The 16,674-nt window shown below is 71.3% G+C and carries 12 protein-coding genes and 1 pseudogene; 7 read left to right on the top strand and 6 right to left on the bottom strand.

The window, feature by feature from the left end:
• The first annotated feature begins 48 nt into the window (after positions 1-48).
• Positions 49-1,416 carry a cation:dicarboxylate symporter family transporter gene (locus tag ACIP4X_RS06255; protein ID WP_358729342.1) on the top strand — a complete coding sequence of 456 codons (1,368 nt, stop codon included), beginning with the start codon at positions 49-51 and terminating at the stop codon, positions 1,414-1,416.
• Between the two features lie 205 nt (positions 1,417-1,621).
• On the opposite strand, the gene ACIP4X_RS06250 is transcribed toward ACIP4X_RS06255, so the two are convergent.
• Complete coding sequence (locus ACIP4X_RS06250; protein WP_358729343.1) at positions 1,622-2,239, bottom strand: TetR/AcrR family transcriptional regulator; 618 nt, start codon at positions 2,237-2,239, stop codon at positions 1,622-1,624.
• Positions 2,240-2,347: 108 nt separating this feature from the next.
• Between ACIP4X_RS06250 and ACIP4X_RS06245 the strand changes: the two genes are divergently transcribed.
• The gene (locus tag ACIP4X_RS06245) at positions 2,348-4,036 is read left to right on the top strand and encodes an MFS transporter (RefSeq protein ID WP_358729344.1); all 1,689 of its coding nucleotides are present in this window, start codon (positions 2,348-2,350) and stop codon (positions 4,034-4,036) included.
• A gap of 96 nt (positions 4,037-4,132) precedes the next feature.
• Here ACIP4X_RS06245 and sigJ read toward each other — a convergent pair whose 3' ends face one another.
• Positions 4,133-5,032 (bottom strand): RNA polymerase sigma factor SigJ, encoded by a 900-nt coding sequence (sigJ, locus tag ACIP4X_RS06240; RefSeq protein ID WP_401346919.1) that lies wholly within the window; start codon positions 5,030-5,032, stop codon positions 4,133-4,135.
• A 100-nt stretch (positions 5,033-5,132) separates the two neighbouring features.
• Here sigJ and ACIP4X_RS06235 point away from each other — a divergent pair, with 100 nt between their 5' ends.
• The 5 genes from ACIP4X_RS06235 to ACIP4X_RS06215 all read left to right on the top strand — a co-directional run bounded on the left by ACIP4X_RS06235 (position 5,133) and on the right by ACIP4X_RS06215 (position 9,627).
• Positions 5,133-5,537 (top strand): hypothetical protein, encoded by a 405-nt coding sequence (locus ACIP4X_RS06235; protein ID WP_358729346.1) that lies wholly within the window; start codon positions 5,133-5,135, stop codon positions 5,535-5,537.
• A 119-nt stretch (positions 5,538-5,656) separates the two neighbouring features.
• Positions 5,657-6,421 carry a DUF2127 domain-containing protein gene (locus ACIP4X_RS06230; RefSeq protein ID WP_358738306.1) on the top strand — a complete coding sequence of 255 codons (765 nt, stop codon included), beginning with the start codon at positions 5,657-5,659 and terminating at the stop codon, positions 6,419-6,421.
• Between the two features lie 98 nt (positions 6,422-6,519).
• Positions 6,520-6,783 carry a hypothetical protein gene (locus ACIP4X_RS06225; protein WP_358738304.1) on the top strand — a complete coding sequence of 88 codons (264 nt, stop codon included), beginning with the start codon at positions 6,520-6,522 and terminating at the stop codon, positions 6,781-6,783.
• Positions 6,784-6,948: 165 nt separating this feature from the next.
• A complete protein-coding gene (locus ACIP4X_RS06220) occupies positions 6,949-7,194 on the top strand; it encodes a thioredoxin domain-containing protein (RefSeq protein WP_391457064.1) in 246 nt (81 codons plus the stop codon).
• A 198-nt stretch (positions 7,195-7,392) separates the two neighbouring features.
• Positions 7,393-9,627: an ATP-dependent DNA helicase gene (locus ACIP4X_RS06215; RefSeq protein ID WP_358738302.1), complete on the top strand. Its 2,235-nt coding sequence runs from the start codon at positions 7,393-7,395 to the stop codon at positions 9,625-9,627.
• Between the two features lie 87 nt (positions 9,628-9,714).
• Here the strand turns inward: ACIP4X_RS06215 and glgB are convergent, their stop codons facing one another.
• The 4 genes and pseudogenes from glgB to ACIP4X_RS06195 form a co-directional block, all read right to left on the bottom strand.
• A complete protein-coding gene (gene glgB, locus ACIP4X_RS06210) occupies positions 9,715-12,399 on the bottom strand; it encodes a 1,4-alpha-glucan branching enzyme (protein ID WP_401346912.1) in 2,685 nt (894 codons plus the stop codon).
• A gap of 71 nt (positions 12,400-12,470) precedes the next feature.
• Positions 12,471-13,865, bottom strand: coding sequence for a maltokinase N-terminal cap-like domain-containing protein (locus tag ACIP4X_RS06205; RefSeq protein WP_358738300.1), 1,395 nt, complete (start codon positions 13,863-13,865; stop codon positions 12,471-12,473).
• Positions 13,866-14,212: 347 nt separating this feature from the next.
• Positions 14,213-15,916 carry a maltose alpha-D-glucosyltransferase gene (gene treS, locus ACIP4X_RS06200; protein ID WP_391457070.1) on the bottom strand — a complete coding sequence of 568 codons (1,704 nt, stop codon included), beginning with the start codon at positions 15,914-15,916 and terminating at the stop codon, positions 14,213-14,215.
• A pseudogene (locus tag ACIP4X_RS06195) lies at positions 15,913-16,674 on the bottom strand (alpha-1,4-glucan--maltose-1-phosphate maltosyltransferase); the annotation flags it as partial. The pseudogene ACIP4X_RS06195 and the gene treS, both read right to left, overlap by 4 nt.

Raw genomic sequence — 16,674 nt, 5'->3', positions numbered from 1 at the left:
GTGAGCCGCACGCCGGTGATGCCGATGACGTCGTCAAGGAGGGCCGCTTTGAGCAGCGCAGCCGATACGGCACCCGCCGCACCCGCAGCCAAGCGGGACCGTACCCACTATCTGTACATAGCGGTGATCGCCGCGGTCGTCCTGGGCGTCGCCGTCGGGTTCGCCGCGCCCGACTTCGCCAAGGAGCTCAAGCCGCTCGGCACGGGCTTCGTGAACCTGATCAAGATGATGATCTCGCCGATCATCTTCTGCACGATCGTGCTCGGCGTCGGCTCGGTGCGCAAGGCCGCGAAGGTCGGCAAGGTCGGCGGTCTCGCGCTCGGCTACTTCCTCGCCATGTCGTTCGTCGCGCTGGCCATCGGGCTCGTGATCGGCAACATCGTGCACCCGGGCAGCGGGATGCACCTGACGGAGGCGGTCAAGGGCGTCGGCCAGGCGCAGGCGCAGGCCGGGAGCGAGGGCCCGGTCGACTTCGTGCTCGGCATCATCCCGACCACGCTCGTGTCGGCGTTCACCCAGGGCCAGGTGCTGCAGACCCTGCTGGTCGCCCTGCTCGTCGGGTTCGCGCTCCAGGCCATGGGCCGCAAGGGCGAGCCGGTGCTGCGCGGGGTGGAGCACATCCAGCGGCTGGTCTTCCGCGTGCTCGCCATGATCATGTGGGCCGCCCCGATCGGCGCCTTCGGCGCCATGGCCGCCGTCGTCGGCGAGACGGGCATCGACGCCCTGAAGGCACTCGCCGCGATCATGCTCGGCTTCTACGTCACCTGTCTGCTGTTCGTGCTGGTGGTGCTGGGCGCGCTGACCCGGCTGGTGGCCGGCGTCAACATCTTCCACCTGCTGAGGTACCTGGGCCGTGAGTTCCTGCTGATCCTGTCGACGTCGTCGTCGGAGTCCGCGCTGCCCCGGCTCATCGCCAAGATGGAGCACCTGGGCGTGAGCCGTCCGGTCGTCGGCATCACCGTGCCGACCGGCTACTCCTTCAACCTCGACGGCACGATGATCTACCTGACCATGGCCTCGCTGTTCATCGCCGACGCGATGGACCAGCCGCTGTCCATCGGCCAGCAGATCACGCTGCTGCTGTTCATGATGATCGCGTCCAAGGGCGCCGCCGGTGTCACCGGCGCCGGACTGGCCACCCTCGCCGGTGCGCTTCAGTCCCACAAGCCCGCCCTGGTCGACGGCGTCGGCCTGATCGTCGGCATCGACCGCTTCATGAGCGAGGCCCGCGCCCTGACCAACTTCGCGGGCAACGCGGTCGCCACCCTGCTGATCGGCACCTGGACCGGTGAGGTCGACAAGGACCGCGTCCGGCGCGTCCTCGCCGGTGAGCTGCCCTTCGACGAGAAGACGCTGCTGGACGACACCGACGACGGCGCCGGGATCCCCGAGCAGCGCGAACTGGCCAAGGCGTAGCGCTCCGGCAGGACACCGGGACCCCGCACCCCCGAGGGTGCGGGGTCTTTTCACGCTTCGGGCGGACAGTTGCCGTGGCGTGCTGCGGGGTGGACGGTCGCCGTGGCGTGCTGCGGGGTGGACGGTCGCCGTGGCGTGCTGCGGGGTGGACGGTCGCCGAGGCGTGTTCCGGGGTGGACAGTCGCCGGGGCAGACGGCCGGGGCGTCAGTCGCTGAGCCCGGCCACCAGGGCGGCGGCGAGGGAGGCGGGCAACCCGGCCGCCGTCAGGACCGTCACCGCGGCCGTGCGGCCCGCCTCCCCGGGGTCCAGCAGACCGTCGTTCACCGCCTCCATCAGGGCGAACAGGATCTGCTCCTTCACGTACGCCAGGGCGGGCGCGGGCAGGGGAGAGACGAAGACGCCCTCGTCCAGGCCGCGTTGGAGAAGTCCCGCCGCGCTCTCCCGGACGGGGGTGAGGCGTTCGCGGATGCCCTCCATGCTCACCGTGCGCTGGGCGAGCGAGACCAGCAGGCGGTAGCGGTCGGCGATCTCCCAGACCGCCAGCACCGACCGCGCCACGGCTTCCGCCGGGTCCCCGACGCCCTCCCGGCCCGTCGCGTGCGCGGTGGCGAGCGCGAGCACCGCCTCGTCGACGAGCGTGCTGATCAACGCCTCCCGGCTCGGGAAGTGGCCGTACACCGTGCGCCGTACGACACCGGCCGCGCGCGCGATCTGGTCCATGGACGCGTCGGGGTCGCGCAGCAGCTCCGCGAGGGCGACGTCGAGGATCCGGCGCCGGTTCACGTCGGCGCGACTGGTGCTACCCGTGGTCATGGCTGACATTCTGCCCTCTCCTCGACTTGCACAGTGCTGTGCAGCGGCCGTACATTGCACATCGTTGTGCAGTTGCACTTGCCTGTGCAAGTTGATCGAGGAAGGCGAATCCTGCCCATGCGACTCGTCATGAACGAACCGGCCGAGAGGATGGACCGCCCCTACGCCCGGCGCTGGTGGGCGCTCCTCGTGCTCTGCCTGAGCCTGCTGATCATCGTGATGGCGAACACCGCGCTCACGGTCGCCGCGCCCGACATGACCCGGGACCTCGGCCTGTCCAGCGCCGACCTCCAGTGGGTCATCGACGGCTACACCGTCCCGTACGCGGCGCTGATGCTGCTGCTCGGCGCGATCGGCGACAAGTACAGCCGGCGCGGCGCGCTCGTCCTCGGTCTCGTCGTGTTCGGCGGCGGCGCCGTCCTCGGGTACCTCGCCGACAGCGCGGCGGCCGTCATCGCGGCCCGCGCCGTCATGGGCGTGGGCGCCGCGCTGATCATGCCGGCCACCCTGTCCCTGCTGGCCGCGACCTTCCCGCGGGCCGAGCGCGCCAAGGCGATCACCCTGTGGACCGCCACCGCCGGCCTCGCCATCGCCGCCGGCCCCCTCGTCGCCGGCGCGCTGCTCCAGAAGCACGGCTGGTCCTCGACCTTCCTGATCAACGTGCCGGTCGCCGCCGTCGCCCTGGTCGGCGCCTTCGTCCTCGTACCGCCCTCACGGGCGGCCCGGCACGGCCGGATCGACTACGTCGGCGGGCTGCTGTCGGTGGTGTGGATCGGCTCGCTGGTCTACACGATCATCGAGGGTCCGCACTTCGGCTGGGACGCCAAGGCGGTCACCGCGGCCGCGGTCGCGGGCGTGAGCCTGGTGGCCTTCGTCCTGTGGGAGCTGCGCCATCCGCGCCCGGTCCTCGACGTACGGCGCTTCGCGCGGCGCCGCTTCGCCGGCTCCAACCTGGCCGTCGCCCTGTTCTTCCTGGCCGTCTTCGGCGCCTTCTACTACCTCACCCAGCACCTCCAGTTCGTCCTCGGCTACGACGCCCTGGCCACCGGGCTGCGCATGCTGCCGCTGGCCGGCGCCGTCTTCGTAGGCTCGGCGCTGACCGGGTACCTCACCCCGCGCGTCGGCATGAAGTGGACGGTGACCGCGGGCATGGTCGGCGGCACCGCGGCCCTGGCACTGCTGACCCGGGTGGACGGCTCGTCCGGCTACGGCGACCTCGTGGCACCCCTGGTGATCCTGGGCCTGGCGATCGGGCTCGCCCTCTCGCCCTGCACCGACGCCATCATGGGCGCCTTCCCGGAATCCGAGCTGGGCGTCGGCGGCGCCGTGAACGACACCTCCCTGGAACTGGGCGGCTCGCTCGGCATCGCGATCCTCGGCTCCCTGCTGTCCACCTCGTACGCCCGGCACCTCTCCGACGCCACCGCGGGCAGCGGGCTCCCGGCGGGCGCCCTGTCCACCGCCCAGGACTCGGTCGGCGCCGGATACGCCGTCGCACAGGGCATCGGTGACAAGGCCCACAAGCTCGCGGCGCAGGCCGCCCGCACGAGCGACCCGCAGCAGGCCGCGCAGCTCAAGGAGCAGGCCGGCCGGCTCGCCGAGGGCGCCCGGGGGATGAAGGACGCGGTCGGCTCGTCCTTCTCCGACGCGGTGGCCCACACCAGCCTGGTCGGCGCGGTGATCCTTGGCGTGGGCACCCTCGCCGTCGCCCTGCTGCTGCCGCGCGGCGCCGCCCGCGACGAGCAGCCGGCCGAGGAGGCGAAGGAGCTGGTGGGCGGCGGTGTGAAGTCGACGGCCCGGGTCTGACGCCGGGACCGGTCCCGTGCGAGCAACGTCTTCGCGCGGCGCTCGGGCGGGGCCGGCCGCCCCCGTCCCGGCCCCTCCGCACGTTCCGCCGCGGCGCTATCCCTCCCGTGCCCACGGCCGCAGCTTCTCCGGGTTGCGGACCACCCAGATCCGGGTGACACGCCCGTCGGAGACGTCGAACGAGGCGACGGTCGCGACGACGCCGGCACGCTGGGCCACCAGGCCCGGCACACCGTTGACCGACCGCTCCAGGAGTTCGAGCCCCGGAGCCATGTCGGCGATGGCGACCATGTACCCGGCGATGCGCTCGCCGCCCTCGACCGGGCGCAGGACGGTGCCGACCGTGCCGCCGCCGTCGGCGGTCATCACCGCGGCCGGGTCGAGGAGACCGACGAGGGCTTCGATGTCCTTGGTCTCCCATGCCTCTTTGACCTGCCTCACCACGTCGGCCTGGCCGGTCGCCGTGACCGGAGCGCGCGCGACGCCCACCCGCCGTCGAGCGGACGCCGCCAACTGCTTGCAGGCCGCAGGGGTCCGGCCGAGAACGTCGGCGATCTCGGCGAACGGGTACCGGAAGACGTCGTGCAGGACGAACGCCACCCGCTCGGCGGGCGTCATCGACTCCAGGACGACGAGGAAGGCCATGACCACCGACTCGTCCAGGACGATCTGGTCGGCGGGGTCGGAGCCGTCCGCGTGGTCCCACTCGGTGCGGTCGGGCAGCGGCTCGGGCAGCCACGCGCCGACATAGCGTTCGCGGCGGGCTCGCGCCGAGCCGAGCAGGTCCAGGCAGATGCGGCCGGTCACCGTCGTCAGCCAGGCGCCGGGGGACAGGATCTCCTCCCGCCGGCTTCGTGGCAGCCCGTACCAGCGTGCGTAGGCGTCCTGCACGGCGTCCTCGGCCTCGGACGCCGAGCCGAGCAACCGGTAAGCGACATTGATCAGGTGGCGCCGTTCGCCGGCTATGCCGTCCGTGCTGTTCCCGACAGTCCCCATGCTTCCGGCCGCCCCCTCGCCTTACCTTTCGCAGGCCCGCGTCGTCGAGCTGGTGAGACCTTATAGACCTACTGCCCGAAGGGCGGAAAAGGGGTGTGGCGTGGCCACTCAGGTGACGGCGAACGCACGGCGCGGCTTCTCGTTCCTGCAGATCGCGATCGCGGTGCAGACCCTGACCATCTTCTTTCAGGCGGTCTCCGCCGGACTACTGCTGACCTCGTCCTACGGAGAGACGCTGCACGGTGTCGGAGCCCGTGTGATGTACGGGGCGGCGATGCTGTACGTGCTCGCGGCGGTGCTGGCGTGGAAGCCGGGCGGCGGCTCGCCCCGGCCCATCTGGCACGCGTCGGGTTTCCTCGTGCTCGCCTCGGTCCAGGTCGTGCTCGGCATCGCGCACGTCCCGTCGGTCCATCTCCCCCTGGGTGTCCTGATGTTCGCTCTGAGTGTGCTGGCGCTGACCCGGCGCCGACCGGTTCGTCCCACGCCACGACGCCCTGTGAACTGAAAGCTCCTGGCAGCCGTCTCCTACTGCGATGGACTAGCGTGCCGAGCTGGACGGTGCCGCGCCGATCGGCGCGGCACCGTCCGCAGGCACAGGGCAGGTACGGAGAGGCAAACCACGGGATGGCGATCGACTGGGACCGGCGCACGTGCGCGCGCAAGGGGCATGTGACCTACGCACCGGACGACCCGAGGCTCCGGATCCGGCTGCACGCGCGGACCGCGCTGGGCGACGTCTGGCGCTGCCTGCGCTGCGGCGACTTCGCGCTCGGCGAGCCGCACGGCTCGGGACCGGCCGGCGACGCCCCGCTGGTGCCGCGCGGCAAGGTGCTGCGGGATCTGTTCATCCTGCGGTTCCTTGCCTTCGAGCGGGCCGTGCGCGGGGTGTTCATCGTGCTGGTCGCGGTGGCCGTGTGGAAATTCAGCAACAGCCAGGACGCGGTACGCCGCCTGTTCGACGAGTACCTGGACGTCTTCCGCCCCGTCTTCCGGCACTTCCACTACGACCTCGACCACTCACCCGTCATCGGCACCGTCCAGAAGACCTTCGGCTACCGGCATTCGACCCTGCTCCTGGTGGCCTGCGTCCTGCTCGCCTACGCGCTGGTCGAACTGATCGAGGCCGTCGGCCTGTGGTACGCCAAGCGCTGGGCTGAATACCTGACGGTGGTCGCCACCGCCGCCTTCCTGCCGCTGGAGGTCTACGAACTCACCGAGCACATCAGCGCGGTCAAGATCACCACACTGGTCCTCAACATCGTCGCCGTCCTCTACATCGCCTTCGCCAAGCGCCTGTTCGGCCTGCGCGGCGGACGCCGGGCCTTCGACGAGGAACGCCGCAGCGCCTCCCTGCTCGAAGTGGAGGAGTCGGCGGGCGTGGCGGTCTGAGCGGCTCGGTTCCCGTAGCAGTATCCGAACGTGCTGCTGCCGTCGCGAGTGCCGGGAAGTGGTTCCTGATCGCCACCTGCGAGGTCCCGGACGCAGAGGTGTACGAGCCGGTCGACTGGCTCGGCGTGGATCGCGGCATCGTGAACCTGGCCACCACCAGCGATGGCACCAACTACCAGGGCCGCCGCCTGTCCCGCTACCGGCGCTGGCAGGCCCGCAAACGCACCGAGCTGCAAGTGAAGCAGACCCGTTCGGCCACCCGCCGCCTTGCGGGCCAACCGGTCCACCAGGGACCATTTCTTCTGTCGTCGGTGCGGCCTCGCTGGCCCGGCCGACGTCGTCGCCGGGGTCAACGTGCGTAGCCGCGCACGCTCGGCGTGGGTGTTCGTCACCACACCCGTCCTTGCACCGGCATGAGCTGGGGTGGGGAGATGCGACCCGTGACCGCCCTGCCGTAGGGGACAGTCGGGAGCGCGACAAGGTGTGAACGACCGAGTGTACGAGCTCAGTCGTTCACGGCCGAGAAGGTGACCGCCGACTGGTGTCCGCCGTGCCGGCAGATGGGGCCCGTGCTCAGCGCACTGGCCGCCGAGCAGGGCGAACGGCTGAAGGTGGTCCAGCTCGACGTGGACACCAGCCCGGACACGACGAACGCGTACAAGGTGCTGTCGATGCCGACCTTCGTGGTCTTCCGCGCCGGCGAACCCGTGAAGTCCATGGTGGGCGCACGCCCCAAGCGGCGGCTGCTGGAGGAGCTGGCCGACGTGCTGTGACCTGCAGGACGGTACCGCCGGGGCCGTGACGGCGGGCCGGAGAATGAGAAATCCCCCGGGCAATTGCGCCCGGGGGATTTCTCTGCGTATATTCGGTGATTCGCGACTTGATATGCGTTGGGCCGCGAAGAAGTTCACTAAGCAGAGTATATCCGGGCGGGAGCTGAATTGTCAAACACCGAATTTCCAGACGGTGAATTGCGGCAGGAGCAGGAATTCATCGACGGACTGTACGCACGCGTGGACGCGCTGCGCGGTGACACCGAGACCTCCGTCGCGGACGCGCTCGCGCAGGGCGACACACCCATGCAGGCCCGGCTGGAACGGGACATCCTCGTCGCCGAGCGGTCGGGGCTGCTGGCCGCGCTGAACGCCGTGGACGGCTCGCTCTGCTTCGGCCGGATCGACCTCACCGGCGGCGACAGCCACCACATCGGGCGCATCGGCCTGCGCGCCGACGACGCCGAGCGCACACCGGTCCTCATCGACTGGCGCGCCGACGTCGCCCGCCCCTTCTACCTGGCCACCGGCCACACCCCGATGGGCCTGCGCCGCCGCCGGCACATCTCCACCGACGGCCGCCGGGTCACCGCCCTGCACGACGAGATCCTCGACCTCGGCGACACCACACGGACCGGCCACGAGGACCCGACCGGCGACGCGGTGCTGCTCGCCGCGCTCGACTCCGCGCGCACCGGCCGGATGGGCGACATCGTGCGGACCATCCAGGCCGACCAGGACCGCATCATCCGCGCGCCGCACCGCGGCGTGCTCGTGGTCGAGGGCGGCCCGGGCACCGGCAAGACCGCGGTCGCCCTGCACCGGGCCGCCTACCTGCTGTACGAGCACCGGGAGCTGCTCGCCCGGCGGGCCGTGCTGATCGTCGGCCCGAACCCCGCGTTCCTCGGCTACATCGGCGAGGTGCTGCCCTCGCTCGGCGAGACCGGGGTGCTCCTGGCGACCGTCGGCGAGCTGTTCCCCGGGGTGCGGGCGACCGCGTCGGACACCCCCGAGGCCGCCGCGGTGAAGGGCCGCGCCGACATGGCCGACGTGCTCGCCGCCGTCGTACGGGACCGGCAGGCGCTGCCCGATCCGGTGATCGCCATCGAGCACGACCGCGAGGTCCTGATGCTCGACGACGGTCTGGTGAGCGTCGCCCGTGAGCGCACCCGCGCCGCGAAGCTGCCGCACAACGCGGCCCGCGAGCACTTCGAGGGCCACATCCTCAACACCCTCACCGACCTGCTCGCCGAACGCATCGGCACCGACCCCTACGACGGCTCCAACCTCCTCGACCCCAGCGACATCACCCAGATCCGCGACGAACTCGCCGATAACCCCGAGGTCTGGTCGGCCATCGACGAGCTGTGGCCGCGGCTGACCCCGCAGCGGCTGGTGGCGGACTTCCTCGCGGAGCCGGAGGGGTACGTCGGCGACGAGGACGCGGCCGCGATCCGCCGCCCGGTGACCCGGGCGTGGACCGTCGCGGACGTCCCCCTCCTCGACGAGGCCGCCGAACTTCTCGGCGAGGACGACCGCCTGGCCCGCGCCCGCGCCGAGCACGACCGCGAGACCCGGATCGCCTACGCCCAGGGAGTGCTGGACGTGTCGTTCGCGTCCCGCACGTACGAGTTCGAGGACAAGGAGGACGGTGACCCGGACGCCTCGGAGGTGCTGTCCGCGCACGACATCATCGACGCCGAGCGGTTCGCCGAACGCCAGCAGGAGGAGGACCACCGCAGCGCCGCCGAGCGCGCGGCGGCCGACCGCACCTGGGCGTTCGGGCACATCATCGTCGACGAGGCGCAGGAGCTGTCGCCGATGGCGTGGCGGCTGCTGATGCGGCGCAGCCCGACCCGTTCCATGACCCTCGTCGGCGACCCCGCGCAGACGGCGGAGGCGGCCGGCGTCGGCTCCTGGGCCGACATCCTCCAGCCGTACGTCGAGGACCGCTGGGAGCACACCCGTCTCGGCGTCAACTACCGCACCCCGGCCGAGATCATGGACGTGGCGGCGGCCGTGGTCCGCGCCGAGCACCCCGGCTTCGAGCCGCCCGGCTCGGTCCGCTCCACGGGGGTACGGCCCTGGGCCCGCGCCACCGACGACCTGCCCGGCGCGGTGGAGAAGGCCGTCGCGGAACTCACCCCGGAGGAGGGCCGGCTCGCCGTGATCGCCCCGCGCGATCTGCACCGGCGACTGGCCGCCCGGCTCGACGGGGTCACGGCGGGCGCCGAGCCCGACCTGACCCGGACGGTCGTCCTCCTCGACCCGCGCCAGGCCAAGGGCCTGGAGTTCGACTCCGTCCTCGTGGTCGAACCCGCGCGCTACGGCACGAGCGACCTCTACGTGGCGCTGACCCGCGCCACGCAGCGGCTGGGTGTGCTGTATGCGGAGGCGTTGCCTCCGGCTCTGGGGGAGGCGTTCGGGGAGTAGGGGTGGCTGTTCCGGGGGCTGCCGCCCCCGGACCCCCGCTTCGGCCTGGACGGCCTCGTCCTCGAACGCCGGACGGGCTGGTTGTGCTCACGCCGGTCGCAGCCACACCGTCGCCAGGGGCGGCAGGGTCAGGCGGATGCTCGCCGGGCGGCCGTGGCGGCCCTGGGGTTCCGGCTTGACCGGGTCGGGGTGGACGACTTCGCTGCCGCCGTAGCGGGCCGCGTCGGTGTTGAGGACCTCCCGCCAGGCGGGCACGTCGTCGGGGACGCCGATGCGGTAGTCGGGGCGGACGACCGGGGCGAAGTGGGACACCGCCAGCAGCGGGGTGCCGTCGGTGTCGTGGCGCAGGAAGGCGAGGACGTTGTCGTCCGCCGCGTCCCCGGTGATCCACTCGAAGCCGTCGGGGTGGACGTCGCGTGTCCACAGGGCGGGCGTGGCCCGGTAGACGGCGTTGAGGTCGCGGACCAGGTCGAGGACCCCCCGGTGGTCGGCCGCGGCGCCGTAGTTCGGGTCGAGCAGCCACCAGTCCGGGCCGCGGGTTTCCGACCACTCCGAGCCCTGCGCGAACTCCTGGCCCATGAACAGCAGTTGCTTGCCCGGGTGGGACCACATGAAGCCCAGGTAGGAGCGCAGGTTCGCCCGCTGCTGCCACCAGTCGCCGGGCATCTTCGACACCAGCGAACGCTTGCCGTGCACCACCTCGTCGTGCGAGATCGGCAGCACGTAGTTCTCGCTGTAGGCGTACACCATCGAGAACGTCATCTCGCCGTGGTGGAACTTGCGGTGGACGGGGTCGTGGCTCATGTACTGGAGCGAGTCGTGCATCCAGCCCATGTTCCACTTCAGCCCGAAACCGAGGCCGCCGAAGCCGCTCGGGCCGCGGTGGTGGGTCGCCCGGGTCACGCCGTCCCAGGCCGTGGACTCCTCCGCGACGGTGACCACGCCCGGCACCCTGCGGTACACGGTCGCGTTCATCTCCTGGAGGAAGGCCACCGCGTCCAGGTTCTCCCGGCCGCCGTGCTCGTTGGGCGTCCACTGGCCCGGCTCGCGCGAGTAGTCCAGGTAGAGCATGGAGGCGACCGCGTCCACGCGCAGGCCGTCGATGTGGAACTCCTCGCACCAGTACAGGGCGTTGGCGACGAGGAAGTTGCGCACCTCGCGGCGGCCGAAGTCGAACTCCAGGGTGCCCCAGTCCGGATGCGCGGCCCGCAGCGGGTCCGCGTGCTCGTACAGGGGCCGCCCGTCGAACTCGGCCAGGGCCCACTCGTCACGCGGGAAGTGCGCGGGCACCCAGTCCATCAGGACGCCGATGCCCGCCCGGTGCAGGGCGTCGACCAGGAACTTGAAGTCGTCCGGGGTGCCCAGGCGCGCGGTGGGCGCGTAGAAGCCGGTGACCTGGTAGCCCCAGGAGCCGCCGAAGGGGTGCTCGGCGACGGGCATCAGCTCCACGTGGGTGAAGCCGAGGTCCTTGACGTACGCCGGGAGCTGCTCGGCCAGCTCGCGGTACGTCAACCCCGGCCGCCAGGACGGCAGATGCAGCTCGTACACCGAGAACGGGGCCTCGTGGGCCTCGCGCCGGGTGCGGCGGGCCAGCCACTCCGCGTCGCCCCACTCGTAATGGGAGGCGTGCACGATGGACGACGTGGCCGGCGGCACCTCGGTACGGCGGGCCAGCGGATCGGCGCGCAGCGTCTTCGAGCCGTCCGGCCGGGTGATCTCGAACTTGTACAGCTCGCCCTCGCCGATCCCGGGCACGAACAGCTCCCACACGCCTGTCGCGCCGAGCGAGCGCATCGCGTACCCGGTACCGTCCCAGAAGTTGAAGCCACCGGCGACGCGCACGCCCCGGGCGTTGGGCGCCCACACCGCGAACCGGGTGCCGGTCACGCCCTGGTGGGTCATCGGGTGGGCCCCGAGCGCCTGCCAGAGCTGCTCGTGCCGGCCCTCGCCGATCAGGTGCAGATCGAACTCGCCCAGCGTGGGCAGGAAACCGTAGGCGTCCTCGGTGTCCCGCACCGTCCCCGCGTACTCCACCTGAAGCCGGTACGTGGGCACCTCCGGCAGCGGAAGCACCCCCGAGAAGAACCCCTGCCCGTCGTCCCGGAGCCCGGCCCGCCGCTCCCCGGCGACCACGGTCACGCCGAGCGCGTACGGCCGGAAGACCCGGAAGGCGACCCCGCCGGGCACCGGGTGCGCGCCGAGCACGGAATGCGGGTCGTGGTGCGTCCCCGCGAGCAGCCGCTCCCGGTCCCCGGGGCCGACGGCGGCCGGGTCGGCGCCCTCCGGACGCCGGGCGGCCACGGGCTCCGGCGGCGCGGGCGCCGGTGACACGGTTTCTGGCGACACGGTTTCTGGCGACACGAGTTCCGGCGACACGGGTTCCGGTGCCGTGGGAGCGACCGCCGCCGGCCGGGGGGCCGCCTTCGTGGCCGGTGCCTTCTTCGCCGCCCTCGCCGCCTTCTTGGCGGTCTTCCCGGTGACGGCCCCGGCGGCCGCGGTCTTCGCGGCGGTCGCCTTCGCGGTGGTCTTCTTCGCCGCGGTCCTCTTCGCGGCTTCCTTCTTCGCGACCGTCTTCCCGGCCGGTGTCTTCTTCGCCGGTGCCTCCTTCGCCGTGGCCTTCTTGGCTGTCGTGTTCCCGGCGGCCGCGGTCTTCTTCGTCACCGCCTTCTCGGCCGTGGCCTTCTTCGCGGCTGCCTTCTTCGTGGCCGTCTTCTTCGCAGGCGTCGGCTGGTTCTTCGGGTCCGAACCGCTGGACGGGGTGCGGGGGGTCACGGGAGGAGCCTCCTCGGCGCAGGTCGGGTGCGGTGGACGGGGGAGCTGGGGGGGGAGAGGGCGGAAGGGGGTCAGGTCGTGTCCGGGGCGGCCAGGCGGTGGATCGCGGACATCGGTACCGGGAGCCAGTCGGGACGGTGCCGGGCCTCGTAGAGGACCTCGTAGACCGCCTTGTCCGTCTCGTAGGCGCGCAGCAGGACGGGGTCGGTGCGCGGGTCGCCGCCGCCCGCCTCGGCGTAGCCGGCGCAGTACGCGGCGCGGCAGGCCTCGGCCCACTCCGGTGCCGGCGGGCCGCCCGCCGAGTGGGCCGCGTAGTCGAAGGAGCGCAGCATCCCGGCCACGTCCCGGGCCACGGGCTGGGCCATCCGCCGTTCGGCCAGCGGTTTCGCCGGCTCGCCCTCGAAGTCGATCAGCCACCACTGTCCCGACGGGGAGCGGAGGCACTGCCCGAGGTGGAGGTCGCCGTGGATGCGCTGGGCGGTCCAGGTGTGGCCCTCGGCCGCCAGGTCGGCCAGCGCCTCGAACGCGGAGCGCAGACCGGGGACGTACGGCCCGAGCGCGGGCACCGCCTGCGCGGCCGACTCCAGGCGCTCGGTCATGCCGTGCACCAGGGATTCGAGCTGCATGTGGCCGAGAGTGACCGTGGGCAGCGCGCGGGCCAGCGCGGTGTGCACCTCGGCGGTGGCGCGGCCCAGGGCCCGCGCCTCGCCGCTGAAGTCCTCGCCCTTGGCCAGTTCGCGCAGTGCCAGCTCCCAGCCGTCCGAGGCGCCCTGCACGAAGGGCTGGAGCACGCCGAGCACATACGACTCGCCGTCCAGCTCGGCCGTCATCCACGCCGTCGGCGGCGGCACCCGCGAGCAGCCCTCCCGGGCGAGGGCGAGCGGCAGTTCCAGGTCGGGGTTGACGCCGGGCAGCACCCGGCGCAGCAGTTTCAGGATGAACGTGTCGCCGTAGACCACCGACGAGTTGGACTGCTCGGCGGTGACCACGCGGGGTACCAGGTCCGGGCGTATCTCGTCCCGCCGTTCGAAACGGAGCCCGCCGATGCGGGCCCGGGTGCGCAGGGCCTCCAGGATCACCTCGGCGGGCCGGGGGTCGTACAGGGCGTCGTACACCGTGCGGCCGGCGAGCGGGCCCTCGTGCACGTGGCCGATGAGCGCGGGCGCCAGCCGTGGGGGCAGCGCCTCGCGCACGCCTATGAGCAACTGGTAGCAGTCACCGGGGTGCGGGACCGTGCCGTGCACGGGCGGAAGCGGCTGGTGGGCGCGTACGAGCAGGTGGTACAGGCCCAGCTTCCGGTCGCCCGGCAGCAGCTCGGTGGCGGCGACCAGCGAGAACCCCGTCACCGGACGGCCCTTGCCCGCGAACCAGCGCTGCCGCGGCAGCCACTCCCGCAGCAGCGGATCCAGTGACGCGAGCAGACCGGGGCCGGTGGTGGTGACGGAGCGTGTGACGGCTTGCGACATGGCGTCCGACATGGCGTCGCGTCCAATCGCTGGTCGGGTGTGACTGACGCGTGCCCACGGGCGGGGCGGAGGAAACGCCCGCCCCGCCCCGGGTACCGCGAGCCGGCCTGTTGCGACAGGCCCCAGTGCTGCGACCGGAAAGGTTCACCGGCTCGCGACGCCCGGCACGGCTCCCCCAAGCTCTTCGAGCAGGGGGGACCCCCAGCCGCGTTGTCGCATCACCCGAGTACATCCAGTACACGGGCGATGCTCCGCCTTGCGATGCTCCCCCACTGCCTGGACGGCGTGGGAGGTACCCCCAGCACCGGACGCCGCGAGCTCTCCGGTAAACCTTCCCGGTCACAGCACTAGGCGGCGGCGTCCCGGCGCAGCCGGAACCAGTAGAACCCGTGTCCCGCCAGGGTCAGCAGGTACGGCAGTTCCCCGATGGCCGGGAAGCGCACCCCGCCGAACAGCTCCACCGGATGACGTCCGTGGAACGCGCTCAGGTCCAGCTCCGTGGGCTGGGCGAAGCGGGAGAAGTTGTGGACGCACAGCACCAGGTCGTCCTCGTACTCGCGGAGGAAGGCGAGGACGGCGGGGTTGGTGGAGGGCAGTTCGGTGTAGGAGCCGAGTCCGAAGGCGGGGTTCTGCTTGCGGATCTCGATCATGCGGCGGGTCCAGTGCAGCAGCGAGGAGGGCGAGGACATCGACGCCTCGACGTTGGTGACCTGGTAGCCGTAGACCGGGTCCATGATCGTGGGCAGGTAGAGGCGGCCCGGGTCGCAGGAGGAGAAGCCGGCGTTGCGGTCGGGGGTCCACTGCATGGGGGTGCGCACGGCGTCGCGGTCGCCGAGCCAGATGTTGTCGCCCATGCCGATCTCGTCGCCGTAGTAGAGGATCGGGCTGCCGGGCAGGGAGAGCAGCAGGGCGGTGAACAGCTCGATCTGGTTGCGGTCGTTGTCGAGGAGGGGGGCGAGGCGGCGGCGGATGCCGATGTTGGCGCGCATGCGGGGGTCTTTGGCGTATTCGGCCCACATGTAGTCGCGTTCCTCGTCGGTGACCATTTCGAGGGTGAGCTCGTCGTGGTTGCGCAGGAAGATGCCCCACTGGCAGGTGGCGGGGATGGCGGGGGTCTTGGCGAGGATCTCGGAGACGGGGTAGCGGCTTTCGCGGCGGACGGCCATGAAGATGCGGGGCATGACGGGGAAGTGGAAGGCCATGTGGCACTCGTCGCCGCCGGCGGCGTAGTCGCCGAAGTAGTCGACGACGTCCTCCGGCCACTGGTTCGCCTCCGCCAGCAGCACCTTGTCGGGGTACTGGGTGTCGATCTCCTTGCGCACCCGCTTGAGGAACTCGTGGGTGGCCGGGAGGTTCTCGCAGTTGGTGCCCTCCTGCTGGTACAGATACGGCACCGCGTCCAGCCGGAAGCCGTCGATGCCCAGGTCCAGCCAGAACTTCAGCGCGGAGATCATCTCCTCCTGGACGGCCGGGTTCTCGTAGTTGAGGTCCGGCTGGTGGGAGAAGAACCGGTGCCAGTAGTACTGCTTGCGGACCGGGTCGTAGGTCCAGTTGGACGCCTCCGTGTCGACGAAGATGATCCTCGCGTCCTGGTACTGCTTGTCGTCGTCGGCCCACACGTAGTAGTCGCCGTAGGGGCCGTCCGGGTCCTTTCGGGACTCCTGGAACCACGGGTGCTGGTCGCTGGTGTGGTTCATGACGAAGTCGATGATGACGCGCATGCCGCGCTGGTGGGCGGCGTCGACGAACTCCACGAAGTCCGCCAGGTCGCCGAACTCCGGGAGCACGGCGGCGTAGTCGGAGACGTCGTAGCCGCCGTCCCTGAGCGGCGACTTGAAGAACGGCGGCAGCCACAGGCAGTCCACGCCGAGCCACTGGAGGTAGTCGAGTTTGGCGGTCAGGCCCTTCAGGTCGCCGACGCCGTCGCCGTTGCTGTCCTGGAAGGAGCGGACGAGGACCTCGTAGAACACGGCACGCTTGAACCACTCCGGGTCCCGGTCCTGGGCCGGAGTGTCTTCGAAGGTGTCCGGAACGGGCTCATTGACGATCATGTTGTGGGTGACCCTCCGATCTGCGGGGTGGACGGTCGCAGGACGGTGAGGACGTGCGCGGGCCGGTGGCCCGGCTCGAGACGCACATAGTTGGCCCTGCCCCAGTGGTAGGTCTCGCCGGTGAGCTCGTCGCGCACCGGCACCGACTCGTGCCAGTCCAGGCCGAGTTGCGGCATGTCCAACGAGACCGTGGCCTCCTGGGTGTGGTGGGGGTCGAGGTTGGCGACCACCAGAACCGTGTTCGATCCGCTCCGCTTCGAGTAGGCGATCACCGCGTCCTGGTCGGCGTGGTGGAAGTGCAGGTTCCTGAGCTGCCGCAGGGCCGGACTGCGTCGGCGGACGTCGTTGAGTTTGGTGATGAGGGGGGCGATGGTGCGGCCCTCGCGTGCGGCGGCCGCCCAGTCGCGGGGTTTGAGCTGGTACTTCTCGGAGTCGAGGTATTCCTCGCTGCCGGGTTTGAGGGGGGTGTTCTCGCACAGTTCGTAGCCGCTGTAGATGCCCCAGGAGGGGGCGAGGGTGGCGGCGAGGACGGCGCGGACCTCGAAGGCGGGACGGCCGCCGTGCTGGAGGTAGGCGTGCAGGATGTCGGGGGTGTTGGCGAAGAAGTTCGGCCGCATCCAGGCGGCCGCCTCGCCCGACAGCTCGGTCAGGTACTCGGTGAGTTCCTGCTTGGTGTTGCGCCAGGTGAAGTAGGTGTAGGACTGCTGGAAGCCGATCTGGGCCAGGGTGTGCATCATCGCGGGCCGGGTGAACGCCTC

This window comes from Streptomyces sp. NPDC088817, assembly GCF_044750345.1.
GTDB lineage: Bacteria > Actinomycetota > Actinomycetes > Streptomycetales > Streptomycetaceae > Streptomyces.
Note: the sequence above shows the minus strand (reverse complement) of the source record. Positions and strands in the feature narration are given on the sequence as shown.